Raw genomic sequence first — 17,044 nt, forward strand, 5'->3', positions numbered from 1 at the left:
TATATTAGCTATAGTAAGCTAATAAGTTGCTATACGCAGCCTCAATTTTTTGCAACTGAGCGATGACATTTTCCTGTAAATCTTTTAAACGTTTGAATTCACTCTCACGATTTATCTCGCGAGTTTCTTTCTGCTTGACTAGATTACCTAATTCACATTTGCGAGATACAATATCATCGTTAATCCGCTTACTCACTTCTCTTTCGTAAGAGTCAAAGCACTCTTTGACTGCATTGTATACAACCTGAGATTGCTCATGCGCCACTTGGGGTAGATATTTAACTAACTCTTTTTTTGCTGTTTTAACTAACTCTTTACGCGCTTGATCTGCTTGCAAAAATCCTACTCCCAAACCTAGCAGTGCAAACCCGATAGGCCCAAGAAAAATACCTGTCACTGCTGTAATTATCCCGCCAATGCCAATTACAGTGAAGTAGTTTAACAAGATATTTTTCCAATCAAATCCAGCGCCGGCTAATGCGAAACCAGCAAGATTTCCATTAGACAGAGATAACAATCCCATTGCCCATTTTGCCCAGCTGGGAGAGTTATCATCTTCAGCAGTAGTAGTCGTATTTACCTTTACGTCTTGTCCAGTGAGCTTTTCTGTAATTTTGTCTGTGACTTGACTGTAAAACGCGCCATATTGTGCAGCGCTGCGAGAAAGTTCTCTAAAAGCTGCATTAATATCTTTTTCAGCAGTTAATGTCCAAGCAGCAGATTTGTCAGTGATATATTGCTCAAAGGCTTTTTGCAGTGCGGTGTTAAATGCTTCTCGTTTACCACTACTGAGAAAATCAAATAGATTTAATTCTGGCTGATAGCGTAAGAAATCGTTTTCAAAGGTATTACCTAAGTTTAAAACGTAGCTGCGAAAAGATTCGGAAATCGTTCTTGCTTGAGTGTCTCTTGTATTGATAATTTCTTTTTGGAATTCATCCCGAATACCTGTGAGTTTGTTAAACTCCGGTTCTACTGAATCAATTCGTTTTTTTAATTCATTTACATCTTGGTCAAGTAATGGTACACGTCTAGCAACTGCTTCGCGGGTATGATTGCAGGCAAGTCTTGCTAAGGTTCTGACTTGACGGAGTTCTGTGATCGCCCGTTCTCTGGTAAGAAAAGTATTAAGCGAATCCATAAACTTCGGAAAGCCAGTCCCCTCTAAATCAGCTTGGGGATTTTTCAACCGTCGTCTGAGTGCTTGAATTGACGAGAGTTCAAATACGCGTTCATCATAAATATTCTGACCCTCTACATAACAATATTCTGCTAAATTCGCGTTAAATACTTGCCGTAATCTATCCTCAGATGCTTTTAATTCTTCGACATCATCAGGATCAATCAATGATTCTCGCACCTGATCCCAAGCATTAACTAAGAAAAAAACTGTCAATCCTCGACCTTTAATATAATTTTCTAAGTAGCGACGTTCACCTAAGGTACAAGGTTGAGAAGCTCTCATTACAAACAAAATTGCATGGCAGTTATTTACATAACCTAAGGATAATTCGTTTCGTGCTTCTGTATCATTCAATCCTGGACTATCAACAATTTCAATTCCCTTTTCTAGTAGCGTTAAAGGATACTCAACTACTGCATAATCAACATCAGGAAAGGCTTGTTTTTTCTCTTGCTCTAGTTTTTTAGCTTCAGTCGGATCAATAGTATATTTATATTTAAAGTTCTGAAAATCTAGCTGTTGCGGACTTGTACCATCATTAAAATGAATTGTGACTTTCTTTTGGGACCCATAGCGTAAAACTGTTAACACTGCAGTACAAGGGTTAACATCGCTTGGTAATAAGTTTTCTCCAATTAAGGCATTGAGAAATGTGCTTTTTCCCCGTTTCATATCGCCCAACACCAAAAGGCGAAATACACCTTTGCGGAGATTTTTACTAGCTACTGTAATATCTTCAATATCTCGTTCTAAACTGAGTTTTCCTGATGAAGAGTCCCCAGCCAATTCAGCTTTTTTAATTGTTTCAGCCAGTTTACTCAAACATACAGAAATCTCAGTTCGCACTTGAGCAACACGCTCTAAATCTTGAATAAATCTGTCAGTTGCTACCTGATCACTCATCATAGTTACACCTTTATTAAAGATTGGTTTTTTGGGATTCCAAAAATCATTTGTAAGACATCCACCCTAGCGCAGCAATAATAATAAACCCAGCCAGCACTGAGGCTATTCTCACTGCAACCAGCGCTACCACACCAAGAGCAAACAGCTTTCCACCGAGGATAACTTTTTTCATCCAAGGTTTGTGGGAATTTTCTAGCTGATGCTTCACAGTTTGATCAAAAGCCGCATCGGTAGCATGGATTTTAGTTTCCATTTCCCGGAATCGCAATTCAACTTCTCGTTCTCGTAGTATACGTTCCCGGTGTTCAAGTTCTTTCTGGCGATGCCTACGGCGGTCTACGCCTACGCTTTCAGATGTCATCTGTGTCCATCCCATCTAAGACAATGAAGTGATCTCAGCATTAACTCTTTAATTACGGAGTATAATAAATTACTTATTTATTTAATATTCTCAGTAATTTAACTAGTTTATTTATCATTGCCTGCTAAACTTAAGCTGGAGTTAAATACCACAAAATACACTTACTTTCCGGAAAATTGTGGCGAAAACGAATATTAGCGTCTCACCAAAAGAATGACTTGCGTGAGAATAAGAAATACAAGCCAGTCGGGTAGACAGCAAAACCTGGAGGAAATCATCATGCTTTCATCCCCTTTAGTTGTGCAAATTCCCCCCTCAATGCAAATGACAGACGAACAGTTTTTTGACTTTTGTCAGGTTAATCGTGACTTACGCATTGAGCGGAATCAATTTGGAGAAATATCAATTATGCCCCCCACTGGTGGAAAAACAGGTAATCGTAACTTCAGCATCGCCGGTCAATTATATGTTTGGGCAGAAAAAGACGGGACAGGTATTTGTTTTGACTCCAGCACCGGATTTAAGCTATCAACAGGTGCAGATAGATCGCCGGATGTCTCATGGATGAAACTAGAACGTTGGAATAGTTTGTCAGCAGAACAGCAAGAGAAATTCGTGCCACTCTGTCCAGATTTTGTAGTTGAACTGAGGTCGCTTTCTGATAACCTCAAACCCTTAAAGGAAAAAATGGAGGAATATATGAGAGAGCAAGGAGTACAGCTAGGCTTGCTAATTGACCGCAAGCATCGCCGAGTCTATATTTATCGTCCTGGTGTACCAGAGGAATGTTTAGAAAATCCTGCGACTGTCAGGGGGGAATCGGTATTGCCTGGGTTTGTTTTGAATATGAGTAAAGTTTGGTAGGGTCAAAATAATAATGGAAAACTTAAATCTGAAATGACAAGCAGCGATGCCTGCGGCGGTAAACTACGCTCCTCACCAAGGTTCATTGTAAATTTGGGTAAGATGTGGTTACAATCTCCTACAATAAATCTCTACACTGCAACGTACTTGCTTTGAAAATAGAAATAGGCGATGCCTTCTGTGCTAGAGGCTTCTCTAACAAGACGCTACGCGAATGCCAATGGCAACCGCGAAAGTGTACGCATCATTGGATTTTAGGCAAATCAGCTATAAATCATGCCACCGCTATAAGCCAAAATTTTTATAGATGAAAACATAGGTACAGTCAAAATGGATATTAAAAATGGCTTCGTCGGCGCTGTTGGCAACACACCGCTGATTCGCTTAAACAGCTTCAGTGAAGAAACCGGGTGTGAAATCCTTGGTAAAGCAGAATTCCTCAATCCTGGCGGTTCCGTCAAAGACCGCGCCGCACTTTACATCATAGAAGACGCCGAAGAGAAAGGTCTACTCAAACCCGGTGGCACCGTTGTAGAAGGAACTGCTGGTAATACTGGCATTGGACTAGCACATATTTGCAACGCCAAAGGCTACAAATGCCTAATTATTATTCCCGATACTCAGTCACAAGAAAAAATAGACGCACTGACAGCACTCGGAGCAGAAGTCCGTCCCGTCCCTGCTGTACCCTACAAAGACCCAAACAACTACGTCAAGCTATCTGGCAGAGTCGCTGCTGAGTTAGAAAATGCTATTTGGGCGAATCAGTTTGATAACTTAGCCAACCGCCGCGCCCATTACGAAACCACAGGGCCGGAAATTTGGACGCAGACAGATGGTAAAATAGATGCATGGACAGCTTCAACTGGTACTGGTGGTACTTTTGCTGGTGTGGCATTGTACTTTAAAGAACAAAATCCGGCGATTAAATGCGTTGTTGCCGATCCGTTGGGTAGTGGACTTTATAGCTATGTCAAAACCGGGGAAATCAAGATTGAAGGAAATTCCATTACCGAAGGCATCGGTAACGGTCGTGTTACAGCCAATATGGAAGGCGCACCTGCTGATGATGCTATCCAAATCGATGACAAAGAAGCTTTACGAGTAGTTTACCAACTGCTGAGGCAAGATGGGCTGTTAATGGGCGGTTCAACAGGTATTAATGTTGGCGCAGCTGTTGCCATAGCGAAGCAGTTGGGCCCAGGACATACCATTGTCACCATCTTGTGTGATAGTGGTTCCCGCTATCAATCGCGGATATTCAACCTTGAATGGCTAGCCTCAAAAGGACTTTCAATAGATTAGTTATTGGGCATTGGGCATTGGGAAGAGACAAGGAAGAAACTTGTTCAATAATTCTCCCTTGTCCCGTCCCCTTCCTCTCCCCCTGCTTCCCCTGCTTGTTTCCACTCCTCTGTGGTTCGTTAAAAAATGTCAAACATAACTCAACCATCAAATTTCCCGATAATAGACCAACCCTCTTTTCCTAGATGTGTGCGGGTTTGTCAAAATCGTACTTGCAAAAAGCAAGGTGCCCTCAAGGTATTAGCAGCTTTTGCAGCTTTGCCAATCCCCGGTGTAACGGTAACGGGTAGCAGCTGTTTGGGACAATGTGGCAATGGGCCGATGGTGCTGGTATTACCCGATATAGTCTGGTATAGCGGCGTTCAACCCGATGAAGTATCTCTACTGGTAGAAAATCATTTGCTAGGTGGTCAAAGAGTCAAACAGATGCTCTATTATCGGTTTCATCCCCAGAAATAAAGCTAATTAACAATATCAAGGTGTGCAATCTTGTTGACTGAAGCGAGGCATCCAATGAATATCCAGCAACTGCGTCAATCCTTAAAACAAAAGTGGCTGAGTTACTACGAGCAAAATATTCCCTGGCTGGTCAAAATCCGAATTTGGGGTACTTACGATGGTCTGCGGCGTCCTTTATCCGGTTTTATTTTGGCAACACTGTCTGTTTTGGAACCCCAGTTTGATCAAATACTTTCTTTTATGCTGGATCTAAATAACGATCCTGATAAAATAGTCGCCGTTTTAGGTCTTAACTTCAATCCTGATCAAGAGTTACGTTTAATAAAATCAGAACATTCTATGGCTACAAGCCAAGTTGAAAGCAAGTCGCCACATGAGAAGCATTCTGAAGATCAACATGTGTCATCGGTTGTAACTGCCAGCCAGATTGCGCCTGATTCTCTTGTCAAGACTCTAGACTCCAACTTGCCATGCGCCGAAGAACTTGTGCCATCATTTACAGCTACCACTGAGGTAGTTCGGACACAGAAACCGGAGTTAGTAAGTGCATTTGCTACTAAAATTGCTCCAGATACTCCAGTAAAAACGCTATCCTCCGGTTTACTAAACGAATATCAACCAGTACAATCGCCCCTTGAACGCCTCCCTTCAGAAGCATCACTGACAATGACCGCTGAGGTTAAAGCTAAAACTATGTCATCTGTGGCATTAGCTACCGAGGTTAAGAGCAACGACAAAACAGCTTGTCGTCAGACATCACCATCTGGCCGAATCCCTGTAGGCGCATTGCTGGCAACTACCATTGAGATTTGTAGTAACCGTAAACCAGTGCGTAGCTGCATTCGCAAAGCGTCTCGTAGAGAAGCAGCTTCTCGTCAGACATCGCCCAAGGGGCGGCTCCCTTCAGCAGCATCGCTAGCAATTACTACCGAGGTTAAGAGCAACGGCAAACAAGCGAATATCCAACCACAACACGTTAAAAGCAGAGTGAATTTACCAACCACTAATGCCCGAAGTCTAGCTTCTTGGTTAGATGAATTTTGTCACGGCACTGCATGGGATCGACACAAAGATATTTATATTTGAATCTCCGATCCAAAATAAATACAGGAGGCGCTAGAGCATCGCCAACGTCAAGGGCGAACCGAACTGAACTTCGGTAAATTTTGAATTGCTTATGGATACTCCTGAGAAACAAACGGGATTTCTACTACTTCACCTTCAGTTTCTCCCACTTTAACTTTCAAGCCCACGCCACCAGCTTTAGTGCGAATGTAACCTAGTCCAAAATAACCATCAGCAGTTTCTGTGTAACTGGTAAGTTTGCCAACCTTTTCATCTCCGACTGTGATCGCACTTCCAACTGACGCAGGGGCACTAAGGCGGATACCCAACAGGTGTTGTTTTACACCTTTATATGTATTTAACCGGGCGATGGTTTCTTGCCCAATATAGCAACCTTTATTAAAAGAAATTGTTTGCCATAAACCAACTTCTAGAGGATTGTAATCATCTGTTAGTTCAGCATCTGGGGTGGGGCGGCCTTGTAATATTCGCAACACATCCCAAGCGCGATCGCTCATCTCTACTGCCCCAGCTTCTAACAATTTGTTCCACACCGTTGCTTTGTCAGTATAGGGAAAAGTTAAGGTGTATCCGGGAGCAGCTAACCCACTACCCACAGCAATCCGCACTCCCTCCGCAGGAGCAATTGTGTATACTTGGTGACTACCGTAAGGTTGTCCGATCAGTTCGCCAATACCCAACTTTTCTAAAACAGCGTCGCTTCCTGGGCCAATCAGGCTAAAGGTGTTGGTATATTGTGTGATATCAGATAATTCCACCTTGTCGGCAAAGAAAATATATTTATCCAGCCATTCCATCAAAAACTGGCGACGGTTGGGTGAAACCAGCAGGATTACCGCATCTTCTCTAACGTAGGCGGTTGCTAAATCAATTGTTCTGGCTGTGGAAGTGACGAAAACCGTATCACAACCTTGTCCGGGCTTGAGTATTTGAAAATTGTTAGTACTTTGGTTGTGTAAGAAATTGAGGCGATCGTCGCCAGATACTTTAATGCGTCCCCAGCCAGAGCGATCGCATATAGCAACCCCTTCTTTTACGGCTTGGATAGCTGCTACGTCTTTATTGTCAAGTGTAGATGTTGGCATGGTAATGGAGAGTTGCCCTGTTTCAATATTGTCGCACTGGAAATCTTAGCAAATAAGCGTTTGCAGCTTCAATGTACCTCCAGTTTTCTTCTGGAGTATAATCAAATCAAAAGAAAGTGCCGAACAACAAAAACTTATGAAACAAACTTTTACTGCAAGTGTATGGCAGGAAGGTAACTGGTTTGTGGCACAGTGTTTGGAGATTGATATTGCTAGTCAGGGTCAGACTGAAACTGAGACATTGGCTAATCTTGAGGAAGCTTTGTCACTGCATTTTGAACCACCAGTAGCTACTATTATTCCTCAAATTAAGACACTTCAGGTAGAAATAGGTGCCGCTTAAACCATTACCTTATCGTGAAGTGAAGCGTCGATTAGAAGCAGTAGGCTTTGGGGAAGTTAGCCAAAAGGGTAGTCACGTAAAGTTTGCCAAATCTACCAATGAAGGAACCCGTACTGCGATTGTGCCTCATTATCGAGAAATTACTATCAGTACGCTGGGCAGTATTTTACGACAAGCTGGGATAAGTTTAGAAGAGTTTGAGGTTTTGTAAGGGGGGCAGATATAGCGCTTCTCAATTGAGTCGAATACAAACCTAACAAGAACAGCCCCTTCCCTACAACGGAAGGGCAGAGTGGTTTTATACAAGCAGAAAAAAATTAAAACTGGGTTTCAAAGCCTCTCCCCCTGTGGGGGAGAGGTTTGGAGAGAGGGAAAAAGCCATGCCACTTTCACGAAAAATCAAGACTTATGTATTTTTCTTTTTTTGGATGAAACCACCCTGCTTCCCTACAACGGAAGGCGAGTAAATTCAAAGCCTCTGACGCCACGTGCTTCTCCTAAGAAACGTGAGTTCGACGGATAGAAAACCCCAAAAAGCTTGCCAGAGATGAATTTACTTAACTGGACAGGCGAAGTGCGATCGCATCTGGTGGTCTGTTTAATGAGAACGGGCGTACCAATCAGCTTTTTAGATTTGCTACTTTGACCTCAGATTGTTTAACTGGAATTTCAATCACAAACTCAGCCCCCTCACCAGGTAGGGACAGACACTGTAATTTGCCTCCGTGCTTTTCTACAATTTGGTAACTAATTGAGAGTCCTAAACCTGTACCTTGACCGACAGACTTTGTTGTGAAAAAGGGATTAAATAGCCTAGTCTGTACCTCTTTTGTCATGCCGACTCCATTATCCTTAATGGAGATTTGCACCCAATCATCTGCTATCAGCTGTGTTTTGATCGTGATCAGAGGATGGTGTTTATTTGCACCTGATTTCGCAGACTGACGGCATAAATCCTCCAGCGCATCGATCGCATTTGCTAACAGGTTCATAAACACTTGGTTAAGTTGTCCAGCAAAACACTCTACAAGCGGTAACTCGCCGTACTGTTTGACAATCTCAACGCCTGAATGCAATGAATTAGCCTTAAGACGATGCTGCAATATTAATAGAGTGCTATCGAGTCCTTCAAGAATATCAACAGATTTTACCTCGGCTTGGTCGAAACGAGAGAAATTTCGCAAGGAAAGAATAATTTCACGAATTCTTTCAGCACCTAGATTCAGCGAAGCAAACAGTTTAGGCAAATCTTCAGCGATGAATTCTAAATCTGCTAATTTTGCTTGTCGTTGAATTTCCAGATTAGGTTCAGGATATACCTGTTGATAGACATTAAGCATCTCAATCAAATTTTGTGTATATTCATGAAGATGAATGAGATTGCCGTAAATAAAGTTAACTGGATTATTAATTTCATGGGCAACCCCTGCTACTAATAATCCCAGACTCGACATCTTTTCAGTGTGAATCAGATGAGCTTGAGTTTGCTGCAAATGTTCAAGCGCTTGGGAAAGTTGGCTGGCTTGCTGCTGTGTGTGGTTGAGCAGTACTACGTGTTGTAAAGCAACTCCTAACTGAGAGGCAATTTGGCTGACAAATTCAATTTCAGACTCTTGCCACTCACGGGATTTTTGGCATTGATGAATACACAGTAAACCCCATAGTTGCCCTTGCTTGAGCATGGGAATTACTAAGTTCGCCCTGATTTGGAAGCGAGACAGCATCGAAACATAACAATCGTCTAACTCGCTGTTATAAATATCAGTGACTGCATGAATGTAGCCTTGGGAGAATTTCTGAGTATACTGCTCACCCAAGCAGTGATCGTACACCTTTGCTGTTAAGGTTGATGGGAAAGGCGACGCAACATCTTCTGCAATGACTTCGCCGCCGTCATAGCTAGATTCAGAATAGAAGCGAAAGACCACAACACGATCAGCATTGAGTACTCGGCGGAGTTCTTGGGTTGTGGTTTCAAAAATCGCGTTCAAGTCCAGTGATTCCCGAACTTTGGTAATTACACTTGCTAAAGTTTGCTGTTGCTCTGCCACAAGTGCCAATTGTCTGGTTTGCGATCGCACTTGTTCTAGGTACTCGGCTTGTTGCAACGCCACTCCCAGCTGTGTTGCTATTGAAGAGAAAAACTCGACTTCCAAAGCTTCCCAATGCCGAGTGCTTGAATGTTGATACGCTCCCAATAAACCCCATAGTTCTTGCCCCACAAAAATCGGCACAATCATGAAGGCTTTGACATGAAATTGTTCAAGTATATTAAGGTGGCACTGGCTAAATCCGAGGCTATAGATATCATCAACTACAAAACTTTCATTATTGCGGTAGCGTCCGCCTTGCGTTTGCTGCAAGTATGTGTCGTCCCACACCATACCTACTCCCAGCTTGACATTGCTCTGCCATTGGGGATTTGCAGATTCATAATCACTGACAAATTCACCTCCCCAGTCGGCATTAAAACGATAGACACTTAAGCGATCGCTTTTAAGTAATTGACAAACTTCCTCAGTCGTGGTGCGGAAAATAGTGGTAACGTCCAGCGACTGTCGCATATTAGCAATGATCCGAGCTAGGGCTTGTTGCCGTTCCATTGAGCGCTGTAGCTCAATAGTCGAGCGTTGCAAATCAGTATTAGTCTGTTGCAGTTCGGCGGTGCGATCGCGCACTTGTTGCTCTAGGTTTGTATTCAGGACCTGCACTTGTTTGTAAAGTCGATACTGCTTTACTGCGGTTGCAAAGCGTTCGCCTAATGCTTGCGCCAGCTTAACTTCTGATTCTGTCCACTGCTGTGCTTGCCCGGTTTTCAATTCGCGCCATGCTGCAAAAGACTGACGCGGTATCAGTTGGCGAGAATCGGTATCAACATAACCTGCCCAAATAGTTTCAATATCCACCTGATCTCGGAAGATGGTTAAACAGCCAACGACGGTGGCACCATGCTGTAGTGGTATAATCAACAAGGCCCGGATTTGCGTTGCTTGAAAGCTGGGGACGAGTGATCGCAATAAAGGTTCTTTATAAAGATCGCCGATCGCCCACAAATTTGAGTCACAACTGAGTTCGTTAGGTGGAGGAGTCAAAGCGTAAACTGCTCTCATCCAATTCACTGACCATGTTTTGTTCTTTTGCTTTTCTGGATAATCGGGGGATGAGACAGTGGCAGAATAGAGATATTTCTGCCACAATCGATGCTCTTCAATCGGTCTATCTTGTCCGATATCGAGTTGAGTAGGCTGCATCCCACAAGTGTAGATTTCTGCTGTTTGTTCGCCGTCTGGCAGCAAATAGACTCGTCCTCCAGAGCCTTGAAAGGCAGCTACTGTTTCTTCAAGGGCAGCTTGCAGTTGGACAGTAGGCGTAGTATGCAGTTGCTCGGTAACTTGATTAATAATCGCTTCTTGACGGGCTTGCGATCGCACTTGAGTGAGCAAAATCGATTGCGATATGGCGATCGCCAGCTGATCGACCACCGACTGAATTAATTGTAATTCCTGTTCTGTCACCACTCGCGCTTGGGAATGGTGAGATACCAATAGTCCCCACAATTGAGATGATTCCCCCAGAGAAGGTAATAAATCTTTCCCTGTTTCCTTGCTCTTTAAAACAATCGGCACCACAACTGAAGACTTTACGCCCATTGCCGTCAAATATTCTACATGACAAGGATCGACGGGACGATAGCGAATATCTTGATAGTCTAATAGTTTGCCTGTTTCTAAGCAATCAAGAGGACTGATACCAATTTCCTGTGTTGTCAAATCAACAATAGTTCGCTGGCGTGCTCGCACAAACAGTTCACGGGCATGGGGTGGGATGTCATCTGCGGGGAAATTTAACCCCACAAGAGGCGGCAACCGACCTGACTGAATCGATTCAGCAATGACTAATCCATGACCATCAGGTTGAAACTGATAAATTTTGACGCGATCAGTGTCTAGAAACGAGCGTACTTCTGCAACCGTCGCCGACAAAATTTCTTGCAGTTCTAAAGATTGCCGGATACGACTCGCAATCCGATGTAATAAAATTTCTTGAGTTTGACTTACTTGCTTTGTTAGCGATCCCATATATTTGAGTGTTATCAAAAATTTGAGTATTTTTATGATTTGTATACTTTCTATTCTGGTAATTAATTAATCTTTATAGTCATAGTAAAAATACGGTTATATACCGTAGCAAAAACAAAGCTCCTCTGAGGAGATTCTCACAGAGGATATCAATTATAGTTAGTAATGCTATTTGTTACACAGAAAAAGGCTGCGTCACCATTGAGTCTGATTCGCTGATCAGCAATCAATGGGCGATCGCAGTTCCTGATACAGGAATTGGCATCGCTCTTAAAGACCAGGAGCGCATTTTTGACTTCTTTGCTGGCGCTGATCACTCTAACAAACTGCATCCTCCTGATAGCACAGGGTTAAAACTAGCGATGGCGTTTCGCATCTTCTTTTCTTACTTTTACTAATCCACTTATTGTCTAATTTGTCAATAAATTAGTTATGAACCTGGTAAGCATCGAAAAAACCATGCGATTGCCTACGGCGGGCGGTTACGCCATTGCATGTTTGATTAGACATGTTTTATTCTTCAATTTATCTATTACTTTTTGTAGTAATTTGACTATAGAGTTGTTTTGGCTTGAATTTCTTGAATGATGGTTAAAATTTCCTCTTCCGATTCGATGTGCCTTGCTAGAACTTCAGCGGTTAAGTCAAGTACCCGCTCAGAAAATAATTTAGCTAAATCTTGTCGCAAACTTTGTCCAATGTAAAACTTGAGTAATGCTTCAAGTGTCATATCTCGATTAGCTGCAACTTTTTTGAGCGATTCTAATGTATCTGTTGGTATTTTTATTGATACTGTTTCTGTACTACGGGGCTTTAAGTGTAGTTCGAGTTCTTCATCATGCTTGCTCATATAACTTTCTTTCTGTGCTAGTAGCTGGACGGGCAGAAATAATGCGTGTTCGCCTACTACGTTCTAGATAAACTACGAGCAATAAGCGTTGAGAAAGAGAATAGCCTAAAATGAAATCACGCTGTTGATTATTAGCAGTAGCATCACCCACTTGGTAAAAGGGGTCAAAGAATACCTCTGTAGCTTCTTCAAATGTAACACTATGTTTTTCGATGTTGCTTCGTGCTTTATTCTCATCCCATTCAAATTCAACACCTTGTAGACGATAAATAATATCCATCTATCAATTTTGCTTTTGGATTAAGCGCTCCCCGTCATATTTTATCAAGCTTATATTTATTGAATTACTTAAAAAGGTATATCAATATCATTAGATATCTCGCACAAGTCCATATCTAATAAAATTTTTCCAAAGTACCTAATAAATTCTTGTAATACCTCCCTTGAATATATAAACATTTCCCATGTGTAATCGAATTGTTTATCTTCGCGAATACATAGATAAGTTTCCCTGTCACTCAGATCATATGCACTAAATCCATCCAAATATATTGTAGTTAATTCATCTGTATTATGATCATAAAACTCTGGATTTTGTTGGCTATTCAGATAAAAATTACCTACTGTTTTTCTTTCAATTTCTAAGGTATTCTAGTATTTAGGATTAAGTGAATCCAAAAATAAATTTTCTTTACCAGGTAATACTAAGAATCTTCCTGCTATACTCTCGGATAAAACTTTATATTCATAAATATATATCCAATATTGGAAATTTAGCAGATATGGATCTAAAATAAGTTTATTAATAGAAACACTTAAACCGTATAGACTTTGTTTGAAAAAGATTTGATAGCGTTTATCTCTCTCTCCAGGATTTTTAAGTCGATACCCTATACATTGTGATGCCTTACTCATCTTAAACTTTTCCTCAAAACCAACCTGCTGAAGCATATTGGTAGCCAAAAACATCAATTCCTCCCAATCTTCTTCAAAAATTTCGTCACCTGACAAAACTAAAGAAGGCACGCCGTCATAGTTTATTTTTTCTAATTGGTTGCTAACTTCATTAGTAATAGCAAGAGAGGAATTACTTACCCACTCAGGCTTGTACTTGAGAAATAGAGCCTTTAACTTGTCTCTTAAAGCGCGATCGCCTGGAAATTCATTTTTAATACCAAAATCGTTATATATATTTGAGATTTGCTTGCGTACAGTTCCTTCTGCACGACCCCTAAACTGAGCAATTTCATCATTAGTGTGTCCAGCCAGCAACAACTTTAACACCTCTACCTTACGAGGTGCTTTCCTTAGGTTTTCCAGAGCTTCGTTAAACTGCGGACTATTCATACTTTTCAGAATACCGCATTTTCCTTAATCTGCGTATTTTGCGTATTGCGCGTATTTCTATTTGCTTTATGGGTGTCCATTGCTTTGCGTATCTGCGTAATGAGCATGATATATACAGCAGCGTTTGAGTGAAGCAATGGAAAATAATTCTAGATTTGTTCAATTAGAAATACCAGGAATGGAGCAATTTCTTGTCCAAAAGAAAACTGTCTCAGAAACAACCAAGATGACTCTACAAGCTATTACAGACATTTCGGCTAACAGTCCAGACAATCAAATCATATTCCATCAATTAGAAATACCAGGGATGGAAAAACTTATTGCCAAATTGAAAACACAGTCAGAACCTACTAACTCAATTGACTACAGCCGCATGAGTGAAGATTTTGCTGCTTGAAGAAAAAGCGTAGGCGCAGCCCGCCGTAGGCATCGCCTTACCTCATAAGCGCACGCAGGTAGGTTTCGTTTGTATAACCCCAGAATTCTATTCTGAGGGCTTTACCCTTCTGGCAATTTAGCAAACGCCTGCTCAACTAACTCTTTTGCCTTAGCATCCAAACGCAACCAATCCACTTCACCGAATTCATCAATTAAACTAGTATCAATATCAGCAGCTTCCTCCTGTAGTGTGTATTCAAGAAAACACACTTGATAACATAGTTCCCACAAATCGATACTCGCTTCTTGCTGTTGACGCTCTAAACGTAGATGATATCCTGGATGGGGCATCGGCAGACGAGCCAGAGTCTGTTTGATTTCATCTGCTTCTTGGGGCGTTGCAGTTTCCATTGCTTGCAACAGTTCAGTCACCAATGCTTTGATTTCATCAGTGGTGCTAGGCGGCCAAATCAGGACATCGTGGTAAGTTCCCGTCCAGGAAGATTCATCAAGCAACTTGCGGATATTGTCGATAACGCGAATGAAAGCAGGTTGCATGAGGATTTCAGCCTGCTGCCATGCAACTGGATTTGTTATTTTAGGTGGCATTGGTAATAAACAGGGGCACTAAAAGAAAAATAAACAGTCTGCGTTTATTAAAAAGCTGCGTTTTTAATCTAAATCTTTTCTCAAGATAGCGGATTTCATTGAAGAAAATTTGGAGATATTTATTACCAGCTGGAAAATTAGGTAATAACTCTGGGGAGGGAATATGATAGGCAAGCTACTAGACCATCGTTACCAAGTAATTCGAGTCCTCGCGACGGGAGGATTTGGTCAAACCTACATTGCCCAAGATACTAGGCGGCCCGGCAATCCCATCTGCGTTGTCAAGCACCTCAAACCCGGAACTGACCCCAGAGTTTTTGATACTGCTAAACGCCTGTTCCACAGCGAAGCCGAAACCTTAGAAAAACTAGGCAACCATGACCAAATACCCAGGCTATTAGCATACTTTGATGAAAACCAAGAATTTTATTTAGTACAAGAGTATATTGAAGGACATACCCTCGCTGAAGAACTTATACCTGGTAAGCGCTGGAGTGAAAGCCAAGTAGTTCAACTATTGCAAGAAGTTCTAGAAATTCTTGAATTTGTCCACCGCCAAGGCGTGATTCACCGCGACATCAAACCGGATAATATCATCCGTCGTGCCTCAGATCATAAGTTAGTTTTAGTGGACTTTGGGGCAGTGAAGCAACTACGTACACAACTGGTTACAGTGGGCGGACAACTTTCTGCCACAGTAGTTATTGGCACTCCTGGCTATATGCCCACAGAACAAGGGCAAGGTAAACCTCGCCCCAATAGTGATATCTATTCCCTTGGCATCATCGCTATTCAAGCACTAACAGGATTATCGGCAACAGAATTGCAAGAAGACCCGGAAACGGGTGAAATCATTTGGCAGCATTCAGTAACTGTGAACTATCAACTGGCGGCAGTGTTGTCCAAGATGATACGTTATCACTTCAAAGACCGCTACCAAAACGCCACGGAAGCCCTGCAAGCATGTAAAGACGCAATTAATCCTGTACCTGCACTTTCCACACCTCAAGAATCCGCCAAAAATTTAAGTTACCAAGCAGCTAAATCCCAGCCTCAAGTATCTCGGCTGCAAACGGTTGCAGTTGCACCAGCAAATCCTGTTAAACCTGCTCGTCAAGACTCTAGCAAATCTGATCCATGGCCAATATTAATTGGCATATTATTAGCAGGTGGTGCGGCTGCTTTGGTAGCAAATGTATATCCAAATGTGAAAAGTTTAGCTCTTAATCTTACAGGTAAGGATACCGCCTTAGCAAACAAATGCTCGGCTGTTGTCGTCGGAAATTCTAATATCCGTTCTGAACCTAGTTCGATAAATTCTGATAATATTTTACAAACAGTTGCCGATAACACCAATTTTGAGGTGACTGGCAAGCGAACAAAACGGGGTTGGATAGAAGTTAAACTTAAGTCTGGTCGTTTGGCTTGGGCACACTCGGATGTGATAACCAATAATCAAGAATGGAGTTCTTGCCTGCGCGAAAAGGGCATTGCAACTAAGACAGTAGATGATAGTCCCCTGATTGCAACTCGACCGACTCCCAAGCCAAAAGCAAAATCGAGGGATGTAGCAACTCCATTACCAGAAAAGCCGAAAGGGTTAACTGACGATGCTGAGAAATCAGAACGATCGCAGCCTAGTGATAACAATGCCAATATTATAGAACAAGCAAAACAGAAGTATGATTCAGGGGATATAGTGGGAGCGATCGCACTTTTGAAATCAATTCCGGCAAATGCTGCTTCTGGTATCCAAGAGACACGCAAAATGATTGCCCAGTGGCAGGAAGATTGGGCTAAGGCGGAGGCGTTATCTAATGAGATAAATAAAGCAATAGATGATGGGAAGTGGGATAAAGTTTTAGATTATAGAAACCATCCAGAAAAGTTGCCTAATACTCAATATTGGCGAAATAGAATAGAACCATTATTTAAACAAGCAGCCGAAAATCTAGCAAAACAGGCACTAATTAAACTAGAAAATCAAGGTAATCAGAAAAATACCCCACAGAAACTTCCCGATACTAATCAGCCTGCCACTAAAGATAGTCCTAATACTACAGAAACTCCTAAAAACGGATTTTAACAGTTATCAGTAAACACTGTTTTCCTCTTCCCAACCTCTAGCTCTTAATGCCTACAAGGAGGCTCTACCTCCTGAATTAGCGGCAGCACTCCAATGAAGAACG

17 protein-coding genes are annotated in these 17,044 nt (G+C 41.9%); 9 read left to right on the forward strand and 8 right to left on the reverse strand.

Translation table 11 applies throughout. From position 1 onward, the window contains the following. Positions 1–4: 4 nt before the first annotated feature. Together V7L29_RS10755 and V7L29_RS10760 are read right to left on the reverse strand one after the other, a co-directional pair. Positions 5–2,086: a dynamin family protein gene (locus V7L29_RS10755; protein ID WP_334735492.1), complete on the reverse strand. Its 2,082-nt coding sequence runs from the start codon at positions 2,084–2,086 to the stop codon at positions 5–7. A 46-nt stretch (positions 2,087–2,132) separates the two neighbouring features. Next, positions 2,133–2,450: a DUF3040 domain-containing protein gene (locus tag V7L29_RS10760; RefSeq protein WP_334735443.1), complete on the reverse strand. Its 318-nt coding sequence runs from the start codon at positions 2,448–2,450 to the stop codon at positions 2,133–2,135. A gap of 279 nt (positions 2,451–2,729) precedes the next feature. Between V7L29_RS10760 and V7L29_RS10765 the strand changes: the two genes are divergently transcribed. From V7L29_RS10765 to V7L29_RS10780, 4 genes are all read left to right on the forward strand, one after another. Further along, positions 2,730–3,314, forward strand: coding sequence for a Uma2 family endonuclease (locus V7L29_RS10765; RefSeq protein ID WP_334691746.1), 585 nt, complete (start codon positions 2,730–2,732; stop codon positions 3,312–3,314). Positions 3,315–3,644: 330 nt separating this feature from the next. Then, complete coding sequence (locus V7L29_RS10770) at positions 3,645–4,619, forward strand: cysteine synthase A (RefSeq protein WP_334691745.1); 975 nt, start codon at positions 3,645–3,647, stop codon at positions 4,617–4,619. A gap of 126 nt (positions 4,620–4,745) precedes the next feature. Next, the gene (locus V7L29_RS10775; protein WP_334735444.1) at positions 4,746–5,078 is read left to right on the forward strand and encodes a (2Fe-2S) ferredoxin domain-containing protein; all 333 of its coding nucleotides are present in this window, start codon (positions 4,746–4,748) and stop codon (positions 5,076–5,078) included. Positions 5,079–5,132: 54 nt separating this feature from the next. Beyond that, complete coding sequence (locus V7L29_RS10780; RefSeq protein WP_334735445.1) at positions 5,133–6,164, forward strand: DUF5331 domain-containing protein; 1,032 nt, start codon at positions 5,133–5,135, stop codon at positions 6,162–6,164. Between the two features lie 89 nt (positions 6,165–6,253). Here the strand turns inward: V7L29_RS10780 and ygfZ are convergent, their stop codons facing one another. Then, entirely contained in the window at positions 6,254–7,249 is a 996-nt protein-coding gene (ygfZ, locus tag V7L29_RS10785; protein ID WP_334735446.1) for a CAF17-like 4Fe-4S cluster assembly/insertion protein YgfZ, read from the reverse strand. A gap of 136 nt (positions 7,250–7,385) precedes the next feature. Between ygfZ and V7L29_RS10790 the strand changes: the two genes are divergently transcribed. After that, positions 7,386–7,592: a type II toxin-antitoxin system HicB family antitoxin gene (locus V7L29_RS10790; RefSeq protein WP_334691741.1), complete on the forward strand. Its 207-nt coding sequence runs from the start codon at positions 7,386–7,388 to the stop codon at positions 7,590–7,592. After that, complete coding sequence (locus V7L29_RS10795; protein ID WP_334735447.1) at positions 7,582–7,803, forward strand: type II toxin-antitoxin system HicA family toxin; 222 nt, start codon at positions 7,582–7,584, stop codon at positions 7,801–7,803. Before V7L29_RS10790 ends, V7L29_RS10795 begins: the two co-directional genes overlap by 11 nt. A gap of 409 nt (positions 7,804–8,212) precedes the next feature. On the opposite strand, the gene V7L29_RS10800 is transcribed toward V7L29_RS10795, so the two are convergent. Then, positions 8,213–11,671 (reverse strand): GAF domain-containing protein, encoded by a 3,459-nt coding sequence (locus tag V7L29_RS10800; protein WP_334735448.1) that lies wholly within the window; start codon positions 11,669–11,671, stop codon positions 8,213–8,215. 125 nt (positions 11,672–11,796) lie between these two features. Here V7L29_RS10800 and V7L29_RS35485 point away from each other — a divergent pair, with 125 nt between their 5' ends. Then, the gene (locus V7L29_RS35485; protein WP_442944173.1) at positions 11,797–12,069 is read left to right on the forward strand and encodes an ATP-binding protein; all 273 of its coding nucleotides are present in this window, start codon (positions 11,797–11,799) and stop codon (positions 12,067–12,069) included. A 155-nt stretch (positions 12,070–12,224) separates the two neighbouring features. Here the strand turns inward: V7L29_RS35485 and V7L29_RS10805 are convergent, their stop codons facing one another. The 3 genes from V7L29_RS10805 to V7L29_RS10815 all read right to left on the reverse strand — a co-directional run bounded on the left by V7L29_RS10805 (position 12,225) and on the right by V7L29_RS10815 (position 13,868). After that, complete coding sequence (locus tag V7L29_RS10805; RefSeq protein ID WP_334735449.1) at positions 12,225–12,521, reverse strand: hypothetical protein; 297 nt, start codon at positions 12,519–12,521, stop codon at positions 12,225–12,227. Beyond that, positions 12,508–12,801, reverse strand: a complete 294-nt coding sequence (locus V7L29_RS10810; RefSeq protein WP_334735450.1) for a BrnT family toxin — start codon at positions 12,799–12,801, stop codon at positions 12,508–12,510. The genes V7L29_RS10805 and V7L29_RS10810 overlap by 14 nt, the downstream gene beginning before the upstream one ends. 371 nt (positions 12,802–13,172) lie before the next feature. Continuing rightward, positions 13,173–13,868 (reverse strand): helix-turn-helix domain-containing protein, encoded by a 696-nt coding sequence (locus V7L29_RS10815; RefSeq protein ID WP_334735451.1) that lies wholly within the window; start codon positions 13,866–13,868, stop codon positions 13,173–13,175. Between the two features lie 136 nt (positions 13,869–14,004). On the opposite strand from V7L29_RS10815, the gene V7L29_RS10820 reads away from it, so the two are divergent. Beyond that, the gene (locus V7L29_RS10820; RefSeq protein ID WP_334735452.1) at positions 14,005–14,265 is read left to right on the forward strand and encodes a hypothetical protein; all 261 of its coding nucleotides are present in this window, start codon (positions 14,005–14,007) and stop codon (positions 14,263–14,265) included. Between the two features lie 101 nt (positions 14,266–14,366). Here V7L29_RS10820 and V7L29_RS10825 read toward each other — a convergent pair whose 3' ends face one another. After that, complete coding sequence (locus V7L29_RS10825) at positions 14,367–14,855, reverse strand: hypothetical protein (RefSeq protein WP_334735453.1); 489 nt, start codon at positions 14,853–14,855, stop codon at positions 14,367–14,369. Positions 14,856–15,018: 163 nt separating this feature from the next. On the opposite strand from V7L29_RS10825, the gene V7L29_RS10830 reads away from it, so the two are divergent. Then, a complete protein-coding gene (locus tag V7L29_RS10830; RefSeq protein ID WP_334735454.1) occupies positions 15,019–16,941 on the forward strand; it encodes a serine/threonine protein kinase in 1,923 nt (640 codons plus the stop codon). Positions 16,942–17,044: the final 103 nt, after the last annotated feature.

Source organism: Nostoc sp., from assembly GCF_036916575.1.
GTDB lineage: Bacteria > Cyanobacteriota > Cyanobacteriia > Cyanobacteriales > Nostocaceae > Nostoc.